Origin of the sequence: Ensifer sp. ENS11 (assembly GCF_014851895.1) — a bacterium.
GTDB lineage: Bacteria > Pseudomonadota > Alphaproteobacteria > Rhizobiales > Rhizobiaceae > Ensifer > Ensifer canadensis.
The window spans coordinates 116353-134655 of sequence record NZ_JACVAN010000015.1; the positions used below are offsets into that span (position 1 = coordinate 116353).

18 protein-coding genes are annotated in these 18303 nt (G+C 60.9%); 4 read left to right on the forward strand and 14 right to left on the reverse strand.

The window, feature by feature from the left end:
• Positions 1-126 precede the first annotated feature (126 nt).
• Together IB264_RS24385 and IB264_RS24390 are read right to left on the reverse strand one after the other, a co-directional pair.
• Positions 127-720 carry a GDYXXLXY domain-containing protein gene (locus IB264_RS24385; protein WP_025426870.1) on the reverse strand — a complete coding sequence of 198 codons (594 nt, stop codon included), beginning with the start codon at positions 718-720 and terminating at the stop codon, positions 127-129.
• Complete coding sequence (locus tag IB264_RS24390; RefSeq protein WP_025426869.1) at positions 717-1826, reverse strand: DUF2157 domain-containing protein; 1110 nt, start codon at positions 1824-1826, stop codon at positions 717-719. The genes IB264_RS24385 and IB264_RS24390 overlap by 4 nt, the downstream gene beginning before the upstream one ends.
• Positions 1827-2766: 940 nt before the next feature.
• Here IB264_RS24390 and IB264_RS24395 point away from each other — a divergent pair.
• The 3 genes from IB264_RS24395 (at position 2767) to trmFO (ending at position 5024) form a co-directional block, all read left to right on the forward strand.
• Positions 2767-2910 (forward strand): DUF1127 domain-containing protein, encoded by a 144-nt coding sequence (locus IB264_RS24395; RefSeq protein WP_067698887.1) that lies wholly within the window; start codon positions 2767-2769, stop codon positions 2908-2910.
• Between the two features lie 442 nt (positions 2911-3352).
• Entirely contained in the window at positions 3353-3496 is a 144-nt protein-coding gene (locus IB264_RS24400; protein ID WP_065781539.1) for a DUF1127 domain-containing protein, read from the forward strand.
• Positions 3497-3605: 109 nt separating this feature from the next.
• Entirely contained in the window at positions 3606-5024 is a 1419-nt protein-coding gene (trmFO, locus tag IB264_RS24405; RefSeq protein ID WP_025426868.1) for a methylenetetrahydrofolate--tRNA-(uracil(54)-C(5))-methyltransferase (FADH(2)-oxidizing) TrmFO, read from the forward strand.
• Positions 5025-5135: 111 nt separating this feature from the next.
• Here the strand turns inward: trmFO and IB264_RS24410 are convergent, their stop codons facing one another.
• The 5 genes from IB264_RS24410 to yajC form a co-directional block, all read right to left on the reverse strand.
• The gene (locus IB264_RS24410) at positions 5136-5603 is read right to left on the reverse strand and encodes a hypothetical protein (protein WP_025426867.1); all 468 of its coding nucleotides are present in this window, start codon (positions 5601-5603) and stop codon (positions 5136-5138) included.
• A 230-nt stretch (positions 5604-5833) separates the two neighbouring features.
• On the reverse strand, positions 5834-6676 hold the full coding sequence (locus tag IB264_RS24415) for a phytoene/squalene synthase family protein (protein WP_025426866.1): 843 nt from the start codon (positions 6674-6676) through the stop codon (positions 5834-5836).
• A gap of 22 nt (positions 6677-6698) precedes the next feature.
• Positions 6699-7085: an Mth938-like domain-containing protein gene (locus IB264_RS24420; protein ID WP_025426865.1), complete on the reverse strand. Its 387-nt coding sequence runs from the start codon at positions 7083-7085 to the stop codon at positions 6699-6701.
• Between the two features lies 1 nt (position 7086).
• Positions 7087-9657 (reverse strand): protein translocase subunit SecDF, encoded by a 2571-nt coding sequence (secDF, locus tag IB264_RS24425; protein ID WP_057214180.1) that lies wholly within the window; start codon positions 9655-9657, stop codon positions 7087-7089.
• A gap of 50 nt (positions 9658-9707) precedes the next feature.
• Positions 9708-10043: a preprotein translocase subunit YajC gene (gene yajC, locus IB264_RS24430; RefSeq protein WP_025426863.1), complete on the reverse strand. Its 336-nt coding sequence runs from the start codon at positions 10041-10043 to the stop codon at positions 9708-9710.
• Between the two features lie 239 nt (positions 10044-10282).
• On the opposite strand from yajC, the gene IB264_RS24435 reads away from it, so the two are divergent.
• Entirely contained in the window at positions 10283-11152 is an 870-nt protein-coding gene (locus tag IB264_RS24435; protein WP_025426862.1) for an ATP-binding protein, read from the forward strand.
• A 5-nt stretch (positions 11153-11157) separates the two neighbouring features.
• On the opposite strand, the gene IB264_RS24440 is transcribed toward IB264_RS24435, so the two are convergent.
• The 7 genes from IB264_RS24440 to tatB form a co-directional block, all read right to left on the reverse strand.
• Positions 11158-12705, reverse strand: coding sequence for a peptidoglycan DD-metalloendopeptidase family protein (locus IB264_RS24440; RefSeq protein ID WP_025426861.1), 1548 nt, complete (start codon positions 12703-12705; stop codon positions 11158-11160).
• Between the two features lie 151 nt (positions 12706-12856).
• The gene (locus tag IB264_RS24445; RefSeq protein ID WP_025426860.1) at positions 12857-13501 is read right to left on the reverse strand and encodes a hypothetical protein; all 645 of its coding nucleotides are present in this window, start codon (positions 13499-13501) and stop codon (positions 12857-12859) included.
• 474 nt (positions 13502-13975) lie between these two features.
• A complete protein-coding gene (locus IB264_RS24450; protein ID WP_025426859.1) occupies positions 13976-14629 on the reverse strand; it encodes a protein-L-isoaspartate(D-aspartate) O-methyltransferase in 654 nt (217 codons plus the stop codon).
• Positions 14626-15396 (reverse strand): 5'/3'-nucleotidase SurE, encoded by a 771-nt coding sequence (surE, locus tag IB264_RS24455; protein WP_025426858.1) that lies wholly within the window; start codon positions 15394-15396, stop codon positions 14626-14628. The genes IB264_RS24450 and surE overlap by 4 nt, the downstream gene beginning before the upstream one ends.
• Before the next feature lie 16 nt (positions 15397-15412).
• Complete coding sequence (gene serS / locus IB264_RS24460; protein ID WP_025426857.1) at positions 15413-16696, reverse strand: serine--tRNA ligase; 1284 nt, start codon at positions 16694-16696, stop codon at positions 15413-15415.
• A 47-nt stretch (positions 16697-16743) separates the two neighbouring features.
• Complete coding sequence (tatC, locus tag IB264_RS24465) at positions 16744-17586, reverse strand: twin-arginine translocase subunit TatC (RefSeq protein WP_025426856.1); 843 nt, start codon at positions 17584-17586, stop codon at positions 16744-16746.
• Positions 17583-18242, reverse strand: a complete 660-nt coding sequence (gene tatB, locus IB264_RS24470; RefSeq protein ID WP_025426855.1) for a Sec-independent protein translocase protein TatB — start codon at positions 18240-18242, stop codon at positions 17583-17585. Before tatB ends, tatC begins: the two co-directional genes overlap by 4 nt.
• Between the last annotated feature and the right edge of the window lie 61 nt (positions 18243-18303).

Genomic DNA, 18303 nt, shown 5'->3' on the forward strand with positions numbered 1-18303 from the left:
GATAGAATGGGCATGCTGAGGTTCAGGGCTTTCCCGAGCGCGGCGTCTCTATATCACTCGTTTTCGCGGGATCAAAGGGAAAATGCGGTTACCCACGACAGATCGATCCGATCCCGCAGCAAGCGGTCAATAGAGCGTCTCTTCGTAGACAGGCGTGCCTTCGACGGCGATCTGCCTTATCTGTGCGCGCCCCGCATTATTGACGCGAACATTGACCGAAAGCGCCTCGGCATTGCGCGCTTGCTCCAGCACCCGGCCCTCGCCCTCCGGAACATAGAATCGCTCGATGCCATATGCGACGTTTATCGATGACGGGTTTTCACTCGACGAAGGGTAATAGGTGAACGGTTGCGATTGAAGCACGACACTGTCATCCGTCGGCGCAAGGGGCTTGAAGGACGCTTGCGCCGCACCCCAGAAGCCGTCCGGTTGTTTTGCCAGACGCACGAAAACCGTCGCTTCCGCCGGCGCCGTCGGCAATCCGTCCTTGAAAAGTGCCGGCGGCAGCCAGGAAATGTCATAGCTCAGGATGACGTAGTCGCCGCGCAGCAGATCCCTCGGATCAACCGGCACGGTCTTCAGCAGGACTTCCTTGCCGTTGCGCAGGATCGAAGCCCGGCTTTCGACCATGTAGCCAAGCGCTGCCGTCTGAAGGACGGCGGCAATCAGCGCGGCGATGAGCGGCGGCAACCAGCGACGCTTTGGCGAGAGACCAGTCATGGCGAAACCTCCTCGCGTCGCGTCCGCATCAGGCGCCCTTCGATCCGGATCACCAGCCAGGCGATCGCCGCCACCAGCAGGCCGGAAATCAGGAAGAAGCCCGAGGTTCCGAGCATTGAGCCCAGCGTCTCGAATGCGAGATAGAGAAGTTCACCAGCAAACGCCGCATAACCGAGGTAACGCACTGCCCCGTTCTGCGCGCCGGCAAGTGCGATCCCAAGCAGAGCGACGATGAGCACGGCCGCGCCGGCGGCCACTTCACTGGTCAAACCGTCAGCTTCAAACTGCAGCACCGAGAAACCGATGAGTGCCAAGGCGAAGGAATAGAATGCGGGCGCGGAGCCGGCTTCAAGCGCGATGGGGCGAAGCGGCGAGCCCGGCATGGCTGCCGCAAGGAAGGCGACAATGCCGCCGCCTGCCAGCGTGCCGGCAAAACCCAAGGACGAGTTCTCGATATAGAGCCAAATCAGCCATCCCGTGACGAGAAGATAGGCGAGGTGCCGCGCGCGACCTGCATCCGTCACACGCACCAGAATGACCACGAGGATGGCGAGCGCCGGGACGAGCCAGGTCTGCCATTCGACGATATCGCCAAAACCGCCCTCCGACAGCAACGTCAGGAAATAGGCCCAGGCCAGCCCGCCGCACACTGTTGTGACAGCCGCCGATCGAAAGGCGAGCGCCGTCACGCAAGCGCCGGCGATCCAGAGCAGGATCGCATCGGCTGCATCACCCGAGAGATGATACATCTGCCCGACCAGGGCAATGCCGGCACCAAACGACATCGCCGCCAGCACCAGAGCCGCCGCGGCCAGGCCGCCATTGCCTCGCCGGAGAAGCAACGCACCGGCAAGATGAAAGCCCCAGATCAAGGCGACAATACCGATCAGGCGGGCAAGACGCGGCAGTGCTTCCCAATTGGCCGCGACAAGCAGCAGGACGGAGGCCGACAGCAGCAGGGCGGCGAGCACCAGCAGAACACGCCCCGCCCGAAAGGTGGATTCGCGACCATCATACTCCGCAAGCATCTGTCGCGCGGAAGCCTCCGGCAGAAGCCCCATGCCAACCCAATGCTTGAAGTCCTTTTCCAGACGACCGCGATACATGCTGCCCCACCTCCTTCGGCGGCCCTGCCCTTGAAGACAAAAACCGAGGCGCTTACCTAATCACGCAATGGCGGAAAAACACAACCATTCGATCGCTCGGACCAGACGTTGGTCCGCCAGGATCTGACGGCTTGCGCAATGCGCATATCTTCCATGCGGATATTGCACTGCACAAATCGATTTAAACACCCTATATTCAAATCATCAGAAGCGAACGAAGGCAAACAGCCAAGCGGACGCTAGCGGCAATGGTCAACCGCCCCGGAGTGCCGGGAAAGACCCGGACGAAAGTTCGATGGAATTCGGAGCGGCGCACTCCTCCTCCCAGCGCCCCTCCGATACGATTGGCAACACTCCTCCTCCCAGTTGCCAATCACCTTCAATGACGCTCGCTGGACCTCCTCCCCCAGCGGGCGTTATTTCTTTTCAGCCCCCCCGTTTTTCATCCATCGCGACCAAGCGAAGCAATTGCACAATATTTGCGCAGATATCTGTCGACTTCACATCGAGGTATGCGCCGCATGCATAGGTGCCATGAGGCAACTGATCTACCCAAATTCGGCAGACTGAAGTACCTTCAACTCATCGATCGGGGCGGCGCACTCCTCCTCCCAGCGCCCCTCGATTTGGATTGGCAGCACTCCTCCTCCCAGTTGCCGATCAGAATAAAACGACGCTCGCTGGATCTCCTCCCCCAGCGGGCGTTGTTTGATTCAGCCATCCTCTTCTCTCTGCAGTCTCTTACGGTTCTGTCGGCATCCGGCAGCACATTGGTGGTATGGCGTCGACATCCCGGCCACAATGAGACTTGCAATATCTGCATGGGTGCGATGCAGCATTATCTCTGTAACTTCTGCTAAAATCGATTATATTTCGGGTCATCAGATGACGGCCAGCCGAGAGATAAGCGCTGGCACACGACCCTAGAAAGGATAGGATCATGAACCTCGCACGCTCTTTCAACAATTGGCGCAAGTATCGTCAGACCTGCAACGAACTCGGCCGCATGAGCGACCGGGAACTGAGCGACCTCGGCATCGGCCGCGGCGACATCCAGTACGTTGCACGTCAGGCCATCAAGTAATTCCAGGAGCGCTGCTTCGCGCAGCGCGCCGGACATTACCAACGCCCTCCGGTTCATTCCGGGGGGCGTTTTTCGTTGTCGAAATGCTGCCGCAAAATCACCTTCGCAATTGCGAAAGCGCGTCACCGATCGAGTTCTGCTTATAGCCAAGCAATCGTGCCTGGATTGAAGCTGGGAACCGCGGCGACACCGTCGGGCATCCGCGCAGAAAATAGCGCGATTACAAATCCTTAACGGGCCGCGCACGCACTTTAATCAATCTTTAAGTGATGGCGCGTTTTCGAGCGGGTGCAAATGTTGCCCAGCAATTTGGCGATGCACTGCACAAATGCATAGCAGCTGCATTTTCTTTGCACTCCACCTTCCAATTAGACAAGCGTATAAGAACCTCAACGACGCAGACAGATGGCTGTCGCGACAAACCGATCTTGAGGAAAAAGTCATGAACCCGATTCGTATCGCAAAAAGCTGGATTAACTACCGCCGCACCGTTAGCGAGCTCGGCAACCTGTCGAACCACGCTCTCAATGACATCGGCATCACCCGCTACGATATCCGCAACATCGCATCGCGTTCCTTCCGTTAATCGGAACGAACGACCAGACTTCCAAGACGGCGCCTTCAGGCGCCGTTTTCGTTTGTTCCCGGCGCAACGACGGTTGGAACGACAGGACGAGCATGGTAGGAAGCCGACCATGAGCAAAGACACCTCCTCCCACTCTCCCATTCATGTCATCGGCGGCGGCCTTGCCGGCTCCGAAGCGGCCTGGCAGATCGCCGAGGCCGGCGTTCCGGTCGTGCTGCACGAGATGCGCGGCGTCCGCGGCACCGATGCACATAAGACGGACGGCCTTGCCGAACTCGTCTGTTCCAACTCGTTCCGCTCCGATGATGCGACCAGCAATGCCGTCGGCGTACTCCACGCCGAAATGCGCCTTGCAGGCTCGCTGATCATGAAGGCGGCCGATGCCAACCAGGTTCCGGCCGGCGGCGCGCTTGCCGTCGACCGCGACGGCTTCTCCGACGCCGTCACCGCGGCGATCGACGGCCATCCGCTGATCACCGTGGTACGCGAAGAAATCCGCGGCCTGCCGCCGAAGGAATGGGACCTTGCAGTAATTGCAACCGGTCCGCTGACAGCGCCTGATCTCGCCGAATCGATCCGCCAGGAAACGGGCGCTGATGCGCTTGCCTTCTTCGACGCCATCGCGCCGATCGTCTATACCGAGACGATCGACATGGACATCTGCTGGTACCAATCACGCTATGACAAGGTCGGCCCCGGCGGTACGGGCAAGGACTATATCAACTGCCCGATGAACGAAGAGCAGTACAACGCCTTCATCGACGCACTCGTGGCCGGCGACAAGACCGGCTTCAAGGAGTGGGAAGGCACGCCTTACTTCGATGGCTGCCTGCCGATCGAGGTGATGGCGGAGCGCGGACGCGAGACGCTTCGCTACGGACCGATGAAACCGATGGGGCTCACCAACGCCCACAATCCGACGGTCAAGGCCTATGCCGTCGTCCAGCTTCGTCAGGACAATGCGCTCGGCACGCTCTACAACATGGTCGGTTTCCAGACGAAGCTGAAGTATGGCGCGCAGGCGGAAGTCTTCCGGATGATCCCCGGTCTCGAGAACGCCGAGTTCGCGCGCCTCGGCGGCCTGCACCGCAACACCTATATCAACTCGCCGACCCTGCTCGACGGCACACTAACTCTCAAGTCGCGGCCAGGCCTGCGCTTTGCCGGTCAGATCACTGGCTGCGAGGGTTATGTCGAGAGCGCAAGCATCGGCTTGCTGGCCGGCAGGTTCGCCGCGGCGGAACGCAAGGGTGAAACTTTGGCTGCACCGCCGGCAACGACGGCCTTCGGCGCGCTGCTCAACCACATCACCGGCGGTCACATCGTTTCCGACGACGAGCCGGGCAAACGTTCGTTCCAGCCAATGAACGTCAACTTCGGCCTGTTCCCGCCGCTGGAACCCGGCGCCATCATCAAGCCCGAAGGCGCCAAGCGCTTCCGCGGCAAGGAAAAGGCCGCAGCGAAGAAACAGGCCACGGCCGCCCGAGCGCTCGGCGACTGCGCCGCCTGGCTGAACGGATGCGCCTGAGAGCCAAACATTTCCTCGCAAACCGGATCCACTCCGGTTTGCGAGGGCTTTCCTTTTACAGAACTAAACTGATGTCATGAATGCCCGCAGCGTTTGCTAGCGGAGCGCCGGCTATTCGCTCGCCTGCGCCGAAGACGGCACATTTGCCTCGTCTGCCGTAAACTCGGACTTCGGGCTGAAACTGCCCAACAGCCACAACGATACCTCGGCCGCCTCGGCAGCGTTGTGAAATTCGAACGCGTTGTCGAGATAGGCGAAATCAGGGAAATGGACAATCAGACCGCGGCCGCTGTCCGAACTGTTGACCCGGACTTTTCCCGGCTGAATGACGTGGCAGACATAATGCGTGCCGTGCGACTGGATGAAACCAGCCTTGCCGTCATGCAGCCGCAGAAAAATTGCCTTGCGGTCCGCCGTCGAATGAAGTGCACGGATCGCTTCGTCCGGAAAGGCGCGCCCGAACTCGACCATTGCCGAGCCAGCATCCGGATCGTCCCAATCCCGCTCGGCCCGTGCGTTCATCCACATGTAGAAGGCGCCGGCGAGAATGGCGATGATGATGAAAAGCAGCCAGAGCATCAGACAGGCCCCCTAAGTCGGTAATGAGTCGATAGGGTGTGTTTATACGATGCGAGCCTTGCGCCAATTTGACCAGCCTCGTGCCGTGGCTAGCTGGCCTACAACATGCCGCGCAGGTCTCGGCACCAAAGCGCGCCGCCATCTTTCGCTAACGTTTGACTTCGCTTCAAGCTCTGGTTTTTGTGCAGGTCGTTATAGCAAAGCCATTGAACACATTTGCGCGGCCGGCTTCAAAACCGCTTGCGCCTGCTCGCCCACCACATCCACCACTGCCGCCGCCATTGCGCCGGCCTTATCGGATTGCGCAGCAACTCTGCGCCGACAGCATCCGCGCGATTGAAGATCGGCTCGGCGAGGGCCAGGGGAACGAAGGCGGCGAAATTGTCGGGTGAGATCGTGTCGAGCCGGGCGCGCGCCTTGGCCAGATGATCGCGGCCGAAACCGGCGAAGGCCCGGATCGCCCGCCCGATTGCTTGCCCGTCTTCTCCGGCGAGCAGCGCTTCGCGGTCAAGCCCGGTTGCTCGCAGAAGCTCGGCCGGCAGATAGACCTGGCCGCGGCGGGAATGTTGCGGCAGGAGCAGAAGCAGGCCTGCGACGGTCTGCGCGACGCCGGCATGACCGGCTGCCTCCGCAGACCTTGCGGCGTTCTGCGGATCGAGGACGAGCGACGACAGCTGAATGAGCGCCGAGGCGGTCTCGCCGGCGTAACCTTCGAACGCCGCCCTGTCCTCCATCGGATCATCGTAGAGGTCGAAGATCCGTGCATCGATCATGTTCTGAAATACAGCGATCGGAAGCCGATGCTTACGAATGCACGCGAGCAACGCCCGCGCGAGCGGATGCCCCTCGCCCGTCGCCGCTTCGTTCTCCAACAGCTCCCGCCACCATTGCATTCGGATTTCACCGGGGATGGGCTCGTGCACGAGTTCGCGAATGCGGGCGAGCTCGGCGTTGAAGGCATAGAGCGGAGCGAGTGACGGCTGGCTGGCCACCGGCGCCAGCAGACAGGCGAGGTAACGGTCGCGATCCGTGTCCCTGAGGTCGGTCAGGATCTGGGCATCAATGTCTTGCACGCAAGTCTTCCCCTGGCCGCGATCAGACGGCAATCAGCGCGACGGCGACCGCACGCGCTTCGGCCAGCATCACGTTGTAGGTTCTGACAGCTGCTCCCGTGCTCATCGGATCGGACGAGATGTTCAATGCACGCAGGGCCGTTTTCAGCTCGGCCGGCAGTTGCCGGATATCGAGGCCGGTGCCGACCAACAGCACCTCGATGTCACTCGCTTCGTCCAGCACGCGCTGGAACTTCTCGACCAACAACGGATCGCCTTCAACAACGTCCCACGCATAGACGCCCGATGGCAGCATCAGCACGGAGCCGCGGTGCGACATATCGGCAAAGCGGAAGCCGCCATTGCCATAGGCATCGATCGGGGCGCGCCCCGGAAAATGCGCTTCGCGGATCTCGATACCCTTGGGCATTTCAGACTGAACCCTTTGCCGTTTGCGCCGCTCCGGCGCCCGGGCCGGAGGAATTCTCCCCGCCCTGGAAATGGTCCGTCCGCTTGCGGAAGAGAATGAGGATCGGACCAGCGATATAGATCGAAGAGATCGTGCCGACGATGACGCCAAACAAGAGGGTAACGCTGAAAGAGCGGATAAGACCGCCACCGAAGAGGTAGAGCGCCGCCAGCGCCAGCACCGTCGTCAGCGCCGTCAGGATCGTGCGCGACAGCGTCTGGTTGATCGAGGCGTCGATCAACACCGACAGCGGCATCTTCTTGTAGCGGCCGAGGTTCTCCCGGATACGATCATAGATGACGACCGTATCGTTCAGGGAGTAACCGACGATGGTCAGAACGGCGGCGATGCTGCCGAGATTGAACTCGATGCCGGTTATCACCAGGAAGCCGATCGTCAGCAGCACGTCGTGCAGGGTTGCGATGATGGCGCCGAGCGCGAAACGCCATTCGAAGCGCAGCCACACGTAAAGCAGGATCGCAGCAAAGGAGACCGCAAGCCCAATAGTGCCGGCGCGCGTCAATTCGCCCGAGACAACCGGACCGACGACTTCGACGCGCTTGAACGCATATTCGTCGCTGAGCTCTGCCCGGATGACGCCGATCGCGGTCTGCTCGGCGTTGTCGCCGGCTTCCTGTGACGGCACGCGCACCAGGACATCGTTACCAGAACCCAGATGCTGTACCTGAACTTCGCCGAGGTTCAACTCATCGAGCCGCACGCGCAGATCGGCGATATCGACATTGCCGGCCTTGCTTTCGAGTTCGATGATCGAGCCACCCTTGAAGTCGACCCCCAGATTGAGACCGAGACTTGCGAGCAGCAGTACGGAAGCAACCGACAAGGCGGCCATGACGATGAAGACCGGGTTGCGGATCGCCATGAAGCGGATGTCGAGATCGCTGAAGCGTCCCGTACGAATACCCTTCGGCAGATGCTGCGCCTTCCAGCCGCGCAGCCAGGCCTTGGCGATCCTGCGGGTGATCGTGTAGGCGGTAAACAAGGTCGTGAAGCTGCCGATCGCAAGCGTGACGGCGAAGCCGCGCACGGGACCAGACCCAAGGTAGAAAAGGATCGCACCGGCAATCAGCATCGTTAGATTGGCATCGAAAAGGCTGCTGAACGCGCGCGCAAAGCCCTTGTTGACCGATTGGACCAGCGGTTGACCACCGCGCGCTTCCTCGCGGATGCGCTCATAGATCAAAACGTTGGAATCGACAGCCACGCCGATGGTCAGAATGATTGCGGCAATACCCGGCAATGTCAGCGTCGCACCGGTGAGTGAAAGTGCGGCGATGATCAAAATGAGATTCACGGCCAGAGCCGCGACGGCGAAGATGCCGAAGACGCCGTAGAAGAAAATCATCGAAACAGCGACTGCAACGGCAGCGATGAAGCCGGCCTTGAGGCCGTCACCGATCGCGTCATCGCCCACGCCCGGCCCGACGGTCCGCTCCTCGACGACAGTCAACGTCGCCGGTAGTGGCCCGGTTCTGACGAGGGCTGCGAGATCGGTGGCACCCTCCTCCGGCAGATCGGCGGTAATGATTGCCGTATCGCCCTTGACGGCAGCCGCAAGTGTCGGCGCAGCGACGACCTGGTCGTCGAGAATGATCGCGACTTTCTGGTCGGCGCCCTTTGCCTGAAGTGCGGCAACACGGCCGGTTGCCGCCGGTGTCAGCTTGATCGCGACCGACGCCTCGGCACTTGTCGCGTCGATATCCGGCTGCGCGGCGGTGAAGTCTTCGCCCGACAGCAGCCGGGTCTTCTCGACGAGATAGGGTATCGGCGGATCGTCGAAGGAATAAAGAACTTCGCTGCCGGCCGGCGGCTGCGCTTCAACAGCCTGCTCAACGGGCACGGCGACATTCAGCATCTGGAAGGAAACGCGGGCGCGCTGGCTAAGCAGGTCCTTCAGGCGCTGCGGATCCGCCAGACCCGGCACCTGGACGATAAGCCGATCATCACCCCGGCGCTGGATCAGGGGGTCTGCCACCCCGACTTCGGCAATCCGGCGCCGAACGACGTCCATGGTCTGTGCCAGAGCCTGCGACATCCTGTAGTCGATGCCTTCGTCGCTCAGGCGAAGGCGGATCAAGTCGTCTGCCTCGGCGCTGTCGAAGGCAAGTTCGGTAACTTCGTCGCTGACCAGACCACCAGTTTCCACCGGTGCCATGAGCGGAGCAAGCGCCGCACGCGCTGTCGGCAACTTGGCTCGGTCACGAACCCGCAGCGAGATCAACTGACCTTCGCCCGACAGGCCGAAATAGGCAATGTCGGCATCGCGCAGCGCTTTGCCGACATCATTTGTCACCGCTTCAAGCCGCTCGGCGAGAATGTCCTCGCGCGAGGCCTGCAGCATGAAATGCGAGCCACCCTGGAGGTCGAGCCCCAACGCCACCTGACGGTGCGGAAGCCACGAAGGCAGCGCATCCGCCTGTTCCTTCGTCAGGAAGTTCGGCATCGCGAGCGCGACACCCAAAAGCACTGCCAGCCAAACAAGAGCGCTCTTCAACGGCTTCAGATTGGACATGCCTCAAACGCTCCGTTTCCCGGACACATCCGGTTGTGGCTGGACTTCGATTATTCCTTTACGGGTTCGCCCTTGACGCGAACTTCCGATACGCCGCTGCGAACGACGCGAATCTTGATGCCTTCGGCAATTTCGACTTCCAGCTCGCTATCGTCGACCACCTTCGTCACCTTGCCGACGATGCCGCCGCCGGTCACGACCTGGTCACCGCGACGGATGTTCTTCAGCAGCTCGTCGCGGCGCTTCATCTGTGCACGCTGCGGGCGAATGATGAGGAAATACATAACAACAAAGATCAGCAGGAAGGGCAGAATGGACATAAGGATGTCCGCGCCGCCGGTCGACGGGGCGCCGGCTGTCTGCGCAAAAGCTTCGGTAATGAACATCGATCACTCCTTGAGTTCAAAATATGCGGCGGTTCCTCCGCGCCAAATCGGCCGGAATATAAGGGCGCGCAGCCGCAATGCAAAGCGACGGCACCCGTATCCGTTCCAGTGCCTCTGACATAATTTGGGCAAGAGGAGAACCCCCTCTCCCACCCAGTGCGGCCTTTTCCAGCGCAAACCTGCGTGCTACCCGGTTAAACCGAAGCCAAGTGACTGATTCAGCAAGCGGAGATGGACCGATGAGTGAAACAAAGATCGACGTTCTCATCAAGGAAATGCAGAAGCTTTCCGCGGCGATCGAACGCATCGCCGGCCCCGCTGCCGCTGCCAACGATTGGGACGCGGCAGAGTGCTTCGTCTGGGCGCCGGCAAGCCACCACTTGCAGCCGGTCAAAAGACCGAACCGGATCGAACTGTCGCTGATCACCGGCGTCGACCACGTGCGTGATATCCTGGTCGACAACACGTTGCGCTTTACCGAAGGTTATCCGGCAAACAACGTGCTTCTGTGGGGCGCGCGCGGCATGGGGAAATCCTCGCTGGTCAAATCGGTTCACGCACAGGTCGCACGCGATACGGGCATCGCCGTGAAGCTGGTGGAGGTTCACCGCGAGGATATCGCGACGCTACCGGCGCTGATGGAAATCCTGAAATCCGCGCCGGTGCCGGTGATCGTTTTCTGCGACGACCTTTCCTTCGACCATGACGACACGTCCTACAAGTCGCTCAAAGCCGTGCTCGACGGTGGCGTCGAGGGGCGTCCGACCAACGTATTGCTCTACGCCACGTCCAACCGGCGTCATCTTCTGCCGCGGCACATGATGGAAAACGAGCAATCGACCGCCATCAACCCATCGGAAGCAGTCGAAGAGAAAGTATCATTGTCGGATCGCTTCGGACTGTGGCTCGGCTTCCACAAATGCAGCCAGGAAGATTATCTGGCGATGATCGACGGCTATGCGGCTCACTACGGCCTTGCGGTGGACAAGGATATTCTGCACGCCGATGCGCTGGAATGGTCGACGACGCGGGGAGCAAGGTCCGGCCGCGTCGCCTGGCAGTTCATTCAGGATCTGGCCGGTCGCCTGCGCCACCGGCTGGAAGGCTAAGCCGCCTATTCCAGGAACGTGGCCGGGTTCACGGCGCTGGCGTTCTTGCGCACTTCGAAGTGGACTTGCGGCTGGCTTGCGCGGCCGGTCATACCGGATGCCGCTAGCGTCTGGCCGCGCTGCACCTTCTGGCCGCGCTGGACTTTCAGTTCGGAAGCATTGCCGTAGACGGTGACCGTGCCGTCGTCGTGACGGATGAGAACGGCGTTGCCCAGTTCCTTCAGGCTGCTGCCGGAGTAGATGACCACACCATTTTCAGCTGCCTTGATCGGCGTGCCCTCGGGCACGGAGATGTTGATGCCGTCGTTGCGGTTGCCATCGACATTGGCGCCGTAGCCGGCAACGACCGCGCCGCGTACCGGCCAGCGATACTTGCTGATACCCGTCGACTTCGGCGATTCCTCGTCAACGTCAGGGGTCTTGCTGGCGACTTCGGACACGCTCTGCTTGGCAACGGGAGGCTGGTACTCGGCGGGCTTGCTCTTGTCGAGCGCGGCGACCTGACCTTCGGCTTTCTTGGGCGGAACCGATGCCGTCTTCACCTGGTCGGTCGCTGCGCCCGGCACCTTCAACGTCTGGCCGACACGGATCGATTCTGCCGTCAGGCCGTTGGCCTGCTTGAGGGCGCCGACCGAAACACCCGTTGCCTTGGCGATACGATTGAGGGAATCACCCGGCTTGACGGTGTACGAGCCGTTGCCGCTGCCCTCGCCCGTCGAAGCGACCTTGCCTGCAGCAACATCCGTCTTGCCTGCACTCTTATCGCGGGACTGCGACTGACCGGGCAGGATTGCGACATCGCGCTGATCGGTCGGCAAGGGCGATGGCTGGCGCTTGCTGCCATCCAGATCGGTCATCGTGTTGGACGCGGCAGCCTTCGCGGCACTGCTCGCAACACCGAAGGTCGGGATCACCAGGCGCTGACCGGGCTCGACCTGTCCAGCGGTCTTCAATCCGTTGGCCTTCAGGATTTCCTTTTCAGGAACACCGAAACGCTTGGAGAGAATGGACACACTGTCGCCCTGGCGAACCATGATCGAGGGAGCATTCTGCGTCGTCCAGCCGCTCTTGCTCGCAGTATCGTTGACGGCAGCGGGCAATGCCTGACGCGTGGCCGTGGAGACCTGCTCGACCTGGCGTGCGGCTGGGAACGGTTGCGGATCAATACGCTGGCTGGAGGCCGCCGTCGGATCGGCGAGGGTCGAACGCTGCACGCTCATCGGCGTCGAGGCGGCGCGGGCGCTGGAGACCGGCGTCGACGCCGTATTGACCGGATCGTAGCCACCGTTCGCCGCGGGATAAGGCTGCCCGAGAGCCGAGTTGCGCGTATCGGCCGGAGAGACAACAGCCATCTGGCCGCTGTCGACATCGCCGCGCGGTACCGGCGTGGTATTTCTCTGAATTGAGCTGGTCGTCAGCGTGTCCGATCGCGAAAACAAGCCGTCGAAACGGCTGGCGTCGGAGCTGCACCCTGTGGCAACGCCTGCCAGCAAAACTGCTGCACACAGGCGGATCGTGGACTTTCCAACCTTGGGAGATACAAACTGACGCATGACGCTTACCCACTCCGAACGCAACTCGATGTGGGATGATTAAAGCGTATTAGAGTTACCGCACGGTTAAGGGCGACACCACCAAAGACCTAGTTTGACAGAATGCTAACCATAGACCGGTGCAAAGGCTCGCCTTAGCGGCGCTGCAAACTTAGATCAGTTCGGAATAGAGGCGTTCGATCTCGGAGACGGCACGCCGCTCGGTTGGCTCGCCCTCATAGCTAATGCTTGTCAGATCCCAGGCAAAAATCTGGCGTCCAGCCGGCGCTGCGGGAGCTTCCGACTGCGCAGTCTTGTCTTCCTCGAGAAGCACGCTCACCAGCGTCTGGAACGTCGTCTCTCCATCAAGGCCGCTTGCCTGATCGTATTCGAGCGAGCGTAGCCCGGCGACAGCCGCCTCACGCGTCCCGAAATAGCGCAGGCTATGCTGGTCCTCGGACCGCAGGCCATCATAGTACTCGATGAAGCCCTTGTAGTAGCCACTGTGATCACCGGTCTCCAGGAACTTTCCGAACGCCTGGTATTCCCGCAAGGCCAATTGCGGCGACAGGCGGTTGTTCCACTCGTCGCGCGTCAGGGCCGGTTGGCCGTCGGAGGATCTTCTGTTCTGACTGAGATAAAGCAGCGCATCGGCGGAAAGCGAAATCCGCGGCGTCGGATCGAAGAACGTGGCCTGCATCGCCTGAGCGGCATTTTCATCCTTACCGCCTGCGCCGGATTGCCCCGCCGCACGGCCGGCAAGGTTGCCCAGTCCATCGCCTGATGCCGCGGCCGTCAGCCTGTTCGCAATCTGCATGTGCCGTCTCCGTCAACCGCACGACCAGATCGCCTTTCCGAACCGCATAGAAATTCAGCGACTCGCAAGGCCAAACCTTTCGTGCAGCCGAAGGCGTATGGCGCGAAGCTTGCGCGAAACTGGAGAGATTAGGATTTTGTTAACCAATAGACGGTCGTCGGGGCGATCCGCCCGCCCTCATCACGTGGCCACGACGAGGATCTCTGCGTCGCACTTTTAAAAGAGCCGCCATGCCTACTGCATGTTTTCTTAAATCGCATTCGATTTAAGGATAAAAACATGCAGCAATTCAAAGTGCTACAGCGACCTTTGCGCGTCTAATAAGACGCGCGGCGCTGTAGTGTCCTGAGACGTCACGATCCGTGAGCACGGCTCTGACGAGCCGCGCCATGCTCCAATTCCCCCACATGAATGTGCATGGTTGGGCTCCAAGCCGTAGCGGGACAGCACAGATCACGCAAGTGGGTTGCTAACCTAGAGGTAAGACGCCAGTTGCGGAACGATCGGAAGGTAAGGCGCGTCGAACAGATCCTCACGATCGAAGCGGCTGCCGGTGCGGCTGACACGAACGATGCGACAATGCGTTTCGCTCATCATGATCGGAACGACCAGCGTTCCGCCGGACACGAGATGGTCGGAGAACATGCGCGGCAGGCTGTTGAACGCAGCGGTAATCAAGATGCGATCGAACGTGCCCTCGCCCGGTACTCCGGCACTGCCATCGGCATGGCGGACGATGACATTGCGCACACCCGACTTTTCCAGGCTTTTCTGCGCAGTGGAGACGAGTGTCTGGTAGCGGTCGATTGTCAGCACGCGCTCGGCGATGCGGCCCATCACTGCAGCGGTAAAGCCGCTGCCGGTTCCCACCTCGAGGATGCGCTGCCCGGACTTGAGGTTAAGGCAGTGCAACAGCCGGACGGCGAAGTCATAGCCTTCCATGAACGAGCCGCAGTCGAGTGGGATCGTCCGCTGCGAATGAGCGTCCGCCTGGAACTGCGGCGGCGCGAAATGGCCGCGCTGCGTCTGCTCGACCGCGTTCAGCAGGCCCTGGTTGCTGATGCCTTCGGCGCGCAGCCGCAAGACCATCGCCGCAAAGCCTTCCTGTTCCGAAACACGTCCGCTCAAGCGACGGTCCCTTCGCTCAAGGCCCGTGCCAGACGGTCCTGCACTGAATAGTCGGTCAGGTCGAGCTTGAGCGGCGTCACCGAGATCCGGTTTTCACGAAGCGCGTGGATATCGGTACCGGCGCGAAAATCACCGAAGCGCTCGCCAAAACGCAGCCAGAAGTAGGGAAAGCCGCGACCGTCGGCACGCTCGTCGATGGAAAGACCGAAGTCGAGCTTGCCTTGCGAAGTCACTTCGGTGCCGGCGACGGCATCGGCGGAGCACTTCGGGAAGTTGAGGTTGAGCAACGTACCATCAGGAAGATCAACTGCCAGCAGGCTGCGGATCAACGCAGGCGCGTGACGCTCGACCACGTCCCAGGCCACCGCCTCGCCGACGACGTGGCTGTAGGCCTGGCTCAACGCCATGGAGCGGATGCCCTGCAGCGTTCCCTCGATCGCACCGGCGACGGTGCCGGAATAGGTGACGTCGTCAGCCATGTTGGCGCCGATATTGACGCCCGATAGGACGAGATCCGGCTTGCTGTCCAGCACCTTGCGCACAGCCATGATCACGCAATCAGTCGGCGTGCCCCTGAGCGCAAAACGCTTCTCGGAGATCTGACGCAAGCGCAGCGGTTCCGACAACGTCAGCGAATGGGCAAGACCGCTCTGATCGGCCTCGGGCGCCACCACCCAGACATCGTCGGAAAGCGTCTTGGCTATCCGCTCGAGGACCGCAAGGCCTTCGGCGTGGATGCCATCGTCGTTTGTCAGCAGGATCCGCATTGCGATTTCTTTCCCGTCAGGCAGCTTTTTCGATACGTTTCTGGCCGCCCATATAGGGAAGCAATACATCCGGCACCGAAACCGAGCCGTCGGCGTTCAGGTAATTTTCGATAACGGCGATCAGGGCGCGGCCGACGGCGACGCCGGAACCGTTCAGCGAGTGAACGAACCTTGTGCCCTTGTCTTCCTTGTTGCGGTAACGCGCATTCATGCGCCGCGCCTGGAAATCGCCGCAGACCGAGCAGGACGAAATCTCGCGATATGTGTCCTGTCCCGGCAACCAGACCTCGAGATCGTAGGTCTTGCGGGCGCCAAAGCCCATGTCGCCGGTGCAAAGCGTCATCACGCGGTAGTGCAGACCCAGACGCTTCAGCACTTCTTCGGCGCAGGCAGTCATGCGCTCATGCTCGGCAACGGACGTCTCGGCATCGGTGATCGACACGAGTTCGACCTTGTTGAACTGGTGCTGGCGCAGCATGCCACGCGTGTCGCGGCCCGAAGAACCGGCCTCCGAACGAAAGGACGGGGTCAACGCGGTAAAGCGCAACGGCAGCTTTTCGCCATCGAGGATCTGCTCGCGCACGATGTTGGTCAATGGCACTTCCGCCGTCGGGATCAACCAGCGATCGTCGGTTGTGCGGAACAGGTCTTCGGCAAATTTCGGCAGTTGGCCGGTGCCGTACATCGCATCGTCACGCACCAATAGCGGCGGCTGTACTTCGGTATAGCCGTGCTCTTGGGTGTGCAGGTCGAGCATGAACTGGCCGAGCGCGCGTTCGAGCCGGGCGAGCTGGCCCTTCAGGATGGTGAAGCGGGATCCGGCAATGCGCGCGGCTCCCTCAAAATCCATCAGCCCGAGCGCCTCGCCGACTTCGAAATGCTCGCGCGGCTGGTGGTTCCAGGTGGGTTTGGCACCGATAACCCGTGTCACGACATTGCCCGCCTCGTCCGAACCAACAGGGACGTCGTCGAGCGGAATATTAGGAAGACGCGACAGGGCGTCGTTCAGTTCGGCTTCGACCTGGCGGCTCTCTTCCTCGAGCGCCGGCATTGAATTCTTCAGTTCGGCAACTTCGGCCTTGAGCTTTTCGGCGAGCTCATTGTTCTTCTGTGCCATGGCCGCGCCGATATCCTTCGACGCCGCGTTGCGGCGCGACTGCATGTCCTGCAGCGACTGAAGGATTGTGCGGCGACGTTCGTCGATGGCGATCAGCGACGCAGACGATGGTTCCGCGCCCCGCTTCGCCAGGGCGGCATCCAGCACATCGGCATTCTCACGGATCCATTTGATATCAAGCATTGTCGTTCCACGCGTTTTGCAGGTCACGGCGCGGAACCGTCGAATGCTCAGCCCTTTGCGGGGCCAACCTCTTCGGAAGTTTCTTCCTGCGACTGGGCAGCCTCACGCTTGAGCGCATCCGCTGCCCGCTGTCTCTCGACGAGTCGCGCCGTATAGATCGAAATTTCGTAGAGAAGGATGGCGGGCAGTGCAAGGCCGATCTGGGAGACTGGGTCCGGCGGTGTCAGGACGGCCGCGACAATGAAGGCAATCACGATCGCGTATTTGCGCTTCTCGGCAAGTCCCTGTGCGCTGACGAAGCCAACGCGGGCCAGAAGCGTGGTGACCACCGGCAGCTGGAACACGAGGCCGAAAGCAAAGACCAGCGACATGATCAGGCTCAGATATTCCGAGACCTTGGGCAGAAGCTGGATTGCAACATGCCCCTCGTCACCGCCCTGCTCCATCGCCAGGAAGAACCACATGACCATCGGCGTGAAGAAGAAATAGACGAGCGCGCCACCGAGCAGGAACAGGAGCGGCGAGGCAATCAGGAACGGCAGGAATGCCGCACGCTCGTTCTTGTAGAGGCCGGGGGCGACGAACTTGTAGATCTGCGACGCGATCACCGGAAAGGCGATCACGAGAGCGCCGAACATCGCCACCTTGATCTGGGTGAAAAAGAACTCCTGCGGAGCAGTGTAGATCAGCTCGACATTGCGTTGATCCATCCCGGCCCAACCGACCGCCCATTTGAACGGCAGCACCAGAAGGTTGAAGAGACCCTTGGCAAAGTAGAAGCAGACGAGAAAGGCGATGAAGAACGCGCCAACGGCCCACATCAGCCGCTTTCTGAGCTCGATCAGATGTTCGATCAGCGGCTGCGGCCGGTCCTCGATATCGCCGCTCATACGTCACCTTTCTTGCGCGTTGCCGCGCGTGTCTTTTGTGTTTTTTCTTTCGGCTGCTCTGCCTCGACCTTGGAAGGCCTCTTTGCAGCCGTCTTGGCGGGTGCAGATTTGGCGGTTGCCGCCTTCGCCGGTGAGGCCTTCTTGGGCGCGGGCGTAGCGTCTGCCTTGGCCTTCGTTACCCGTTTCGGCTTTGCCGCAGGCTCAGAAGCTTCGGCACGCTGCATTTGCCGGCTGGCAGAACCAATCGCCGCGGCCGCAATGCTGTTGGCTGGCTTTGCCTCGGCCGCGCCAACGGCAACCGGTTCCACGGAGGAAACTGGCGGCTCTGCAGCGGATACGGGCGCCTTGTCTGGTGATGCGGCCTTCTGGAGATCGGATTTGATCTCGTTGCCGATCTGGCGCAACGGGTTCATCGCGTCACGTAGCGCATTTGCCGGATTGAGGCTTTGCGCGTCGCTGATCGTTTTACGGACGTCTTCGAGATCCGCCTCACGCAACGCCTCATCGAATTGCTGGCGGAAATCCGACGCCATGCCGCGCAGCTTCGACGTCATGCGGCCAAAGGCGCGCAACATCGGCGGCAAATCCTTCGGTCCGACAACAACGATCAGTACGATGGCAATGACGACTAGCTCGGTCCAGCCGATATCAAGCATTCGATATGTCCTGCAAACCCGTGGTGCGGCCGGCCGGGAGGTAATCCCAGCCTGGCCCTAT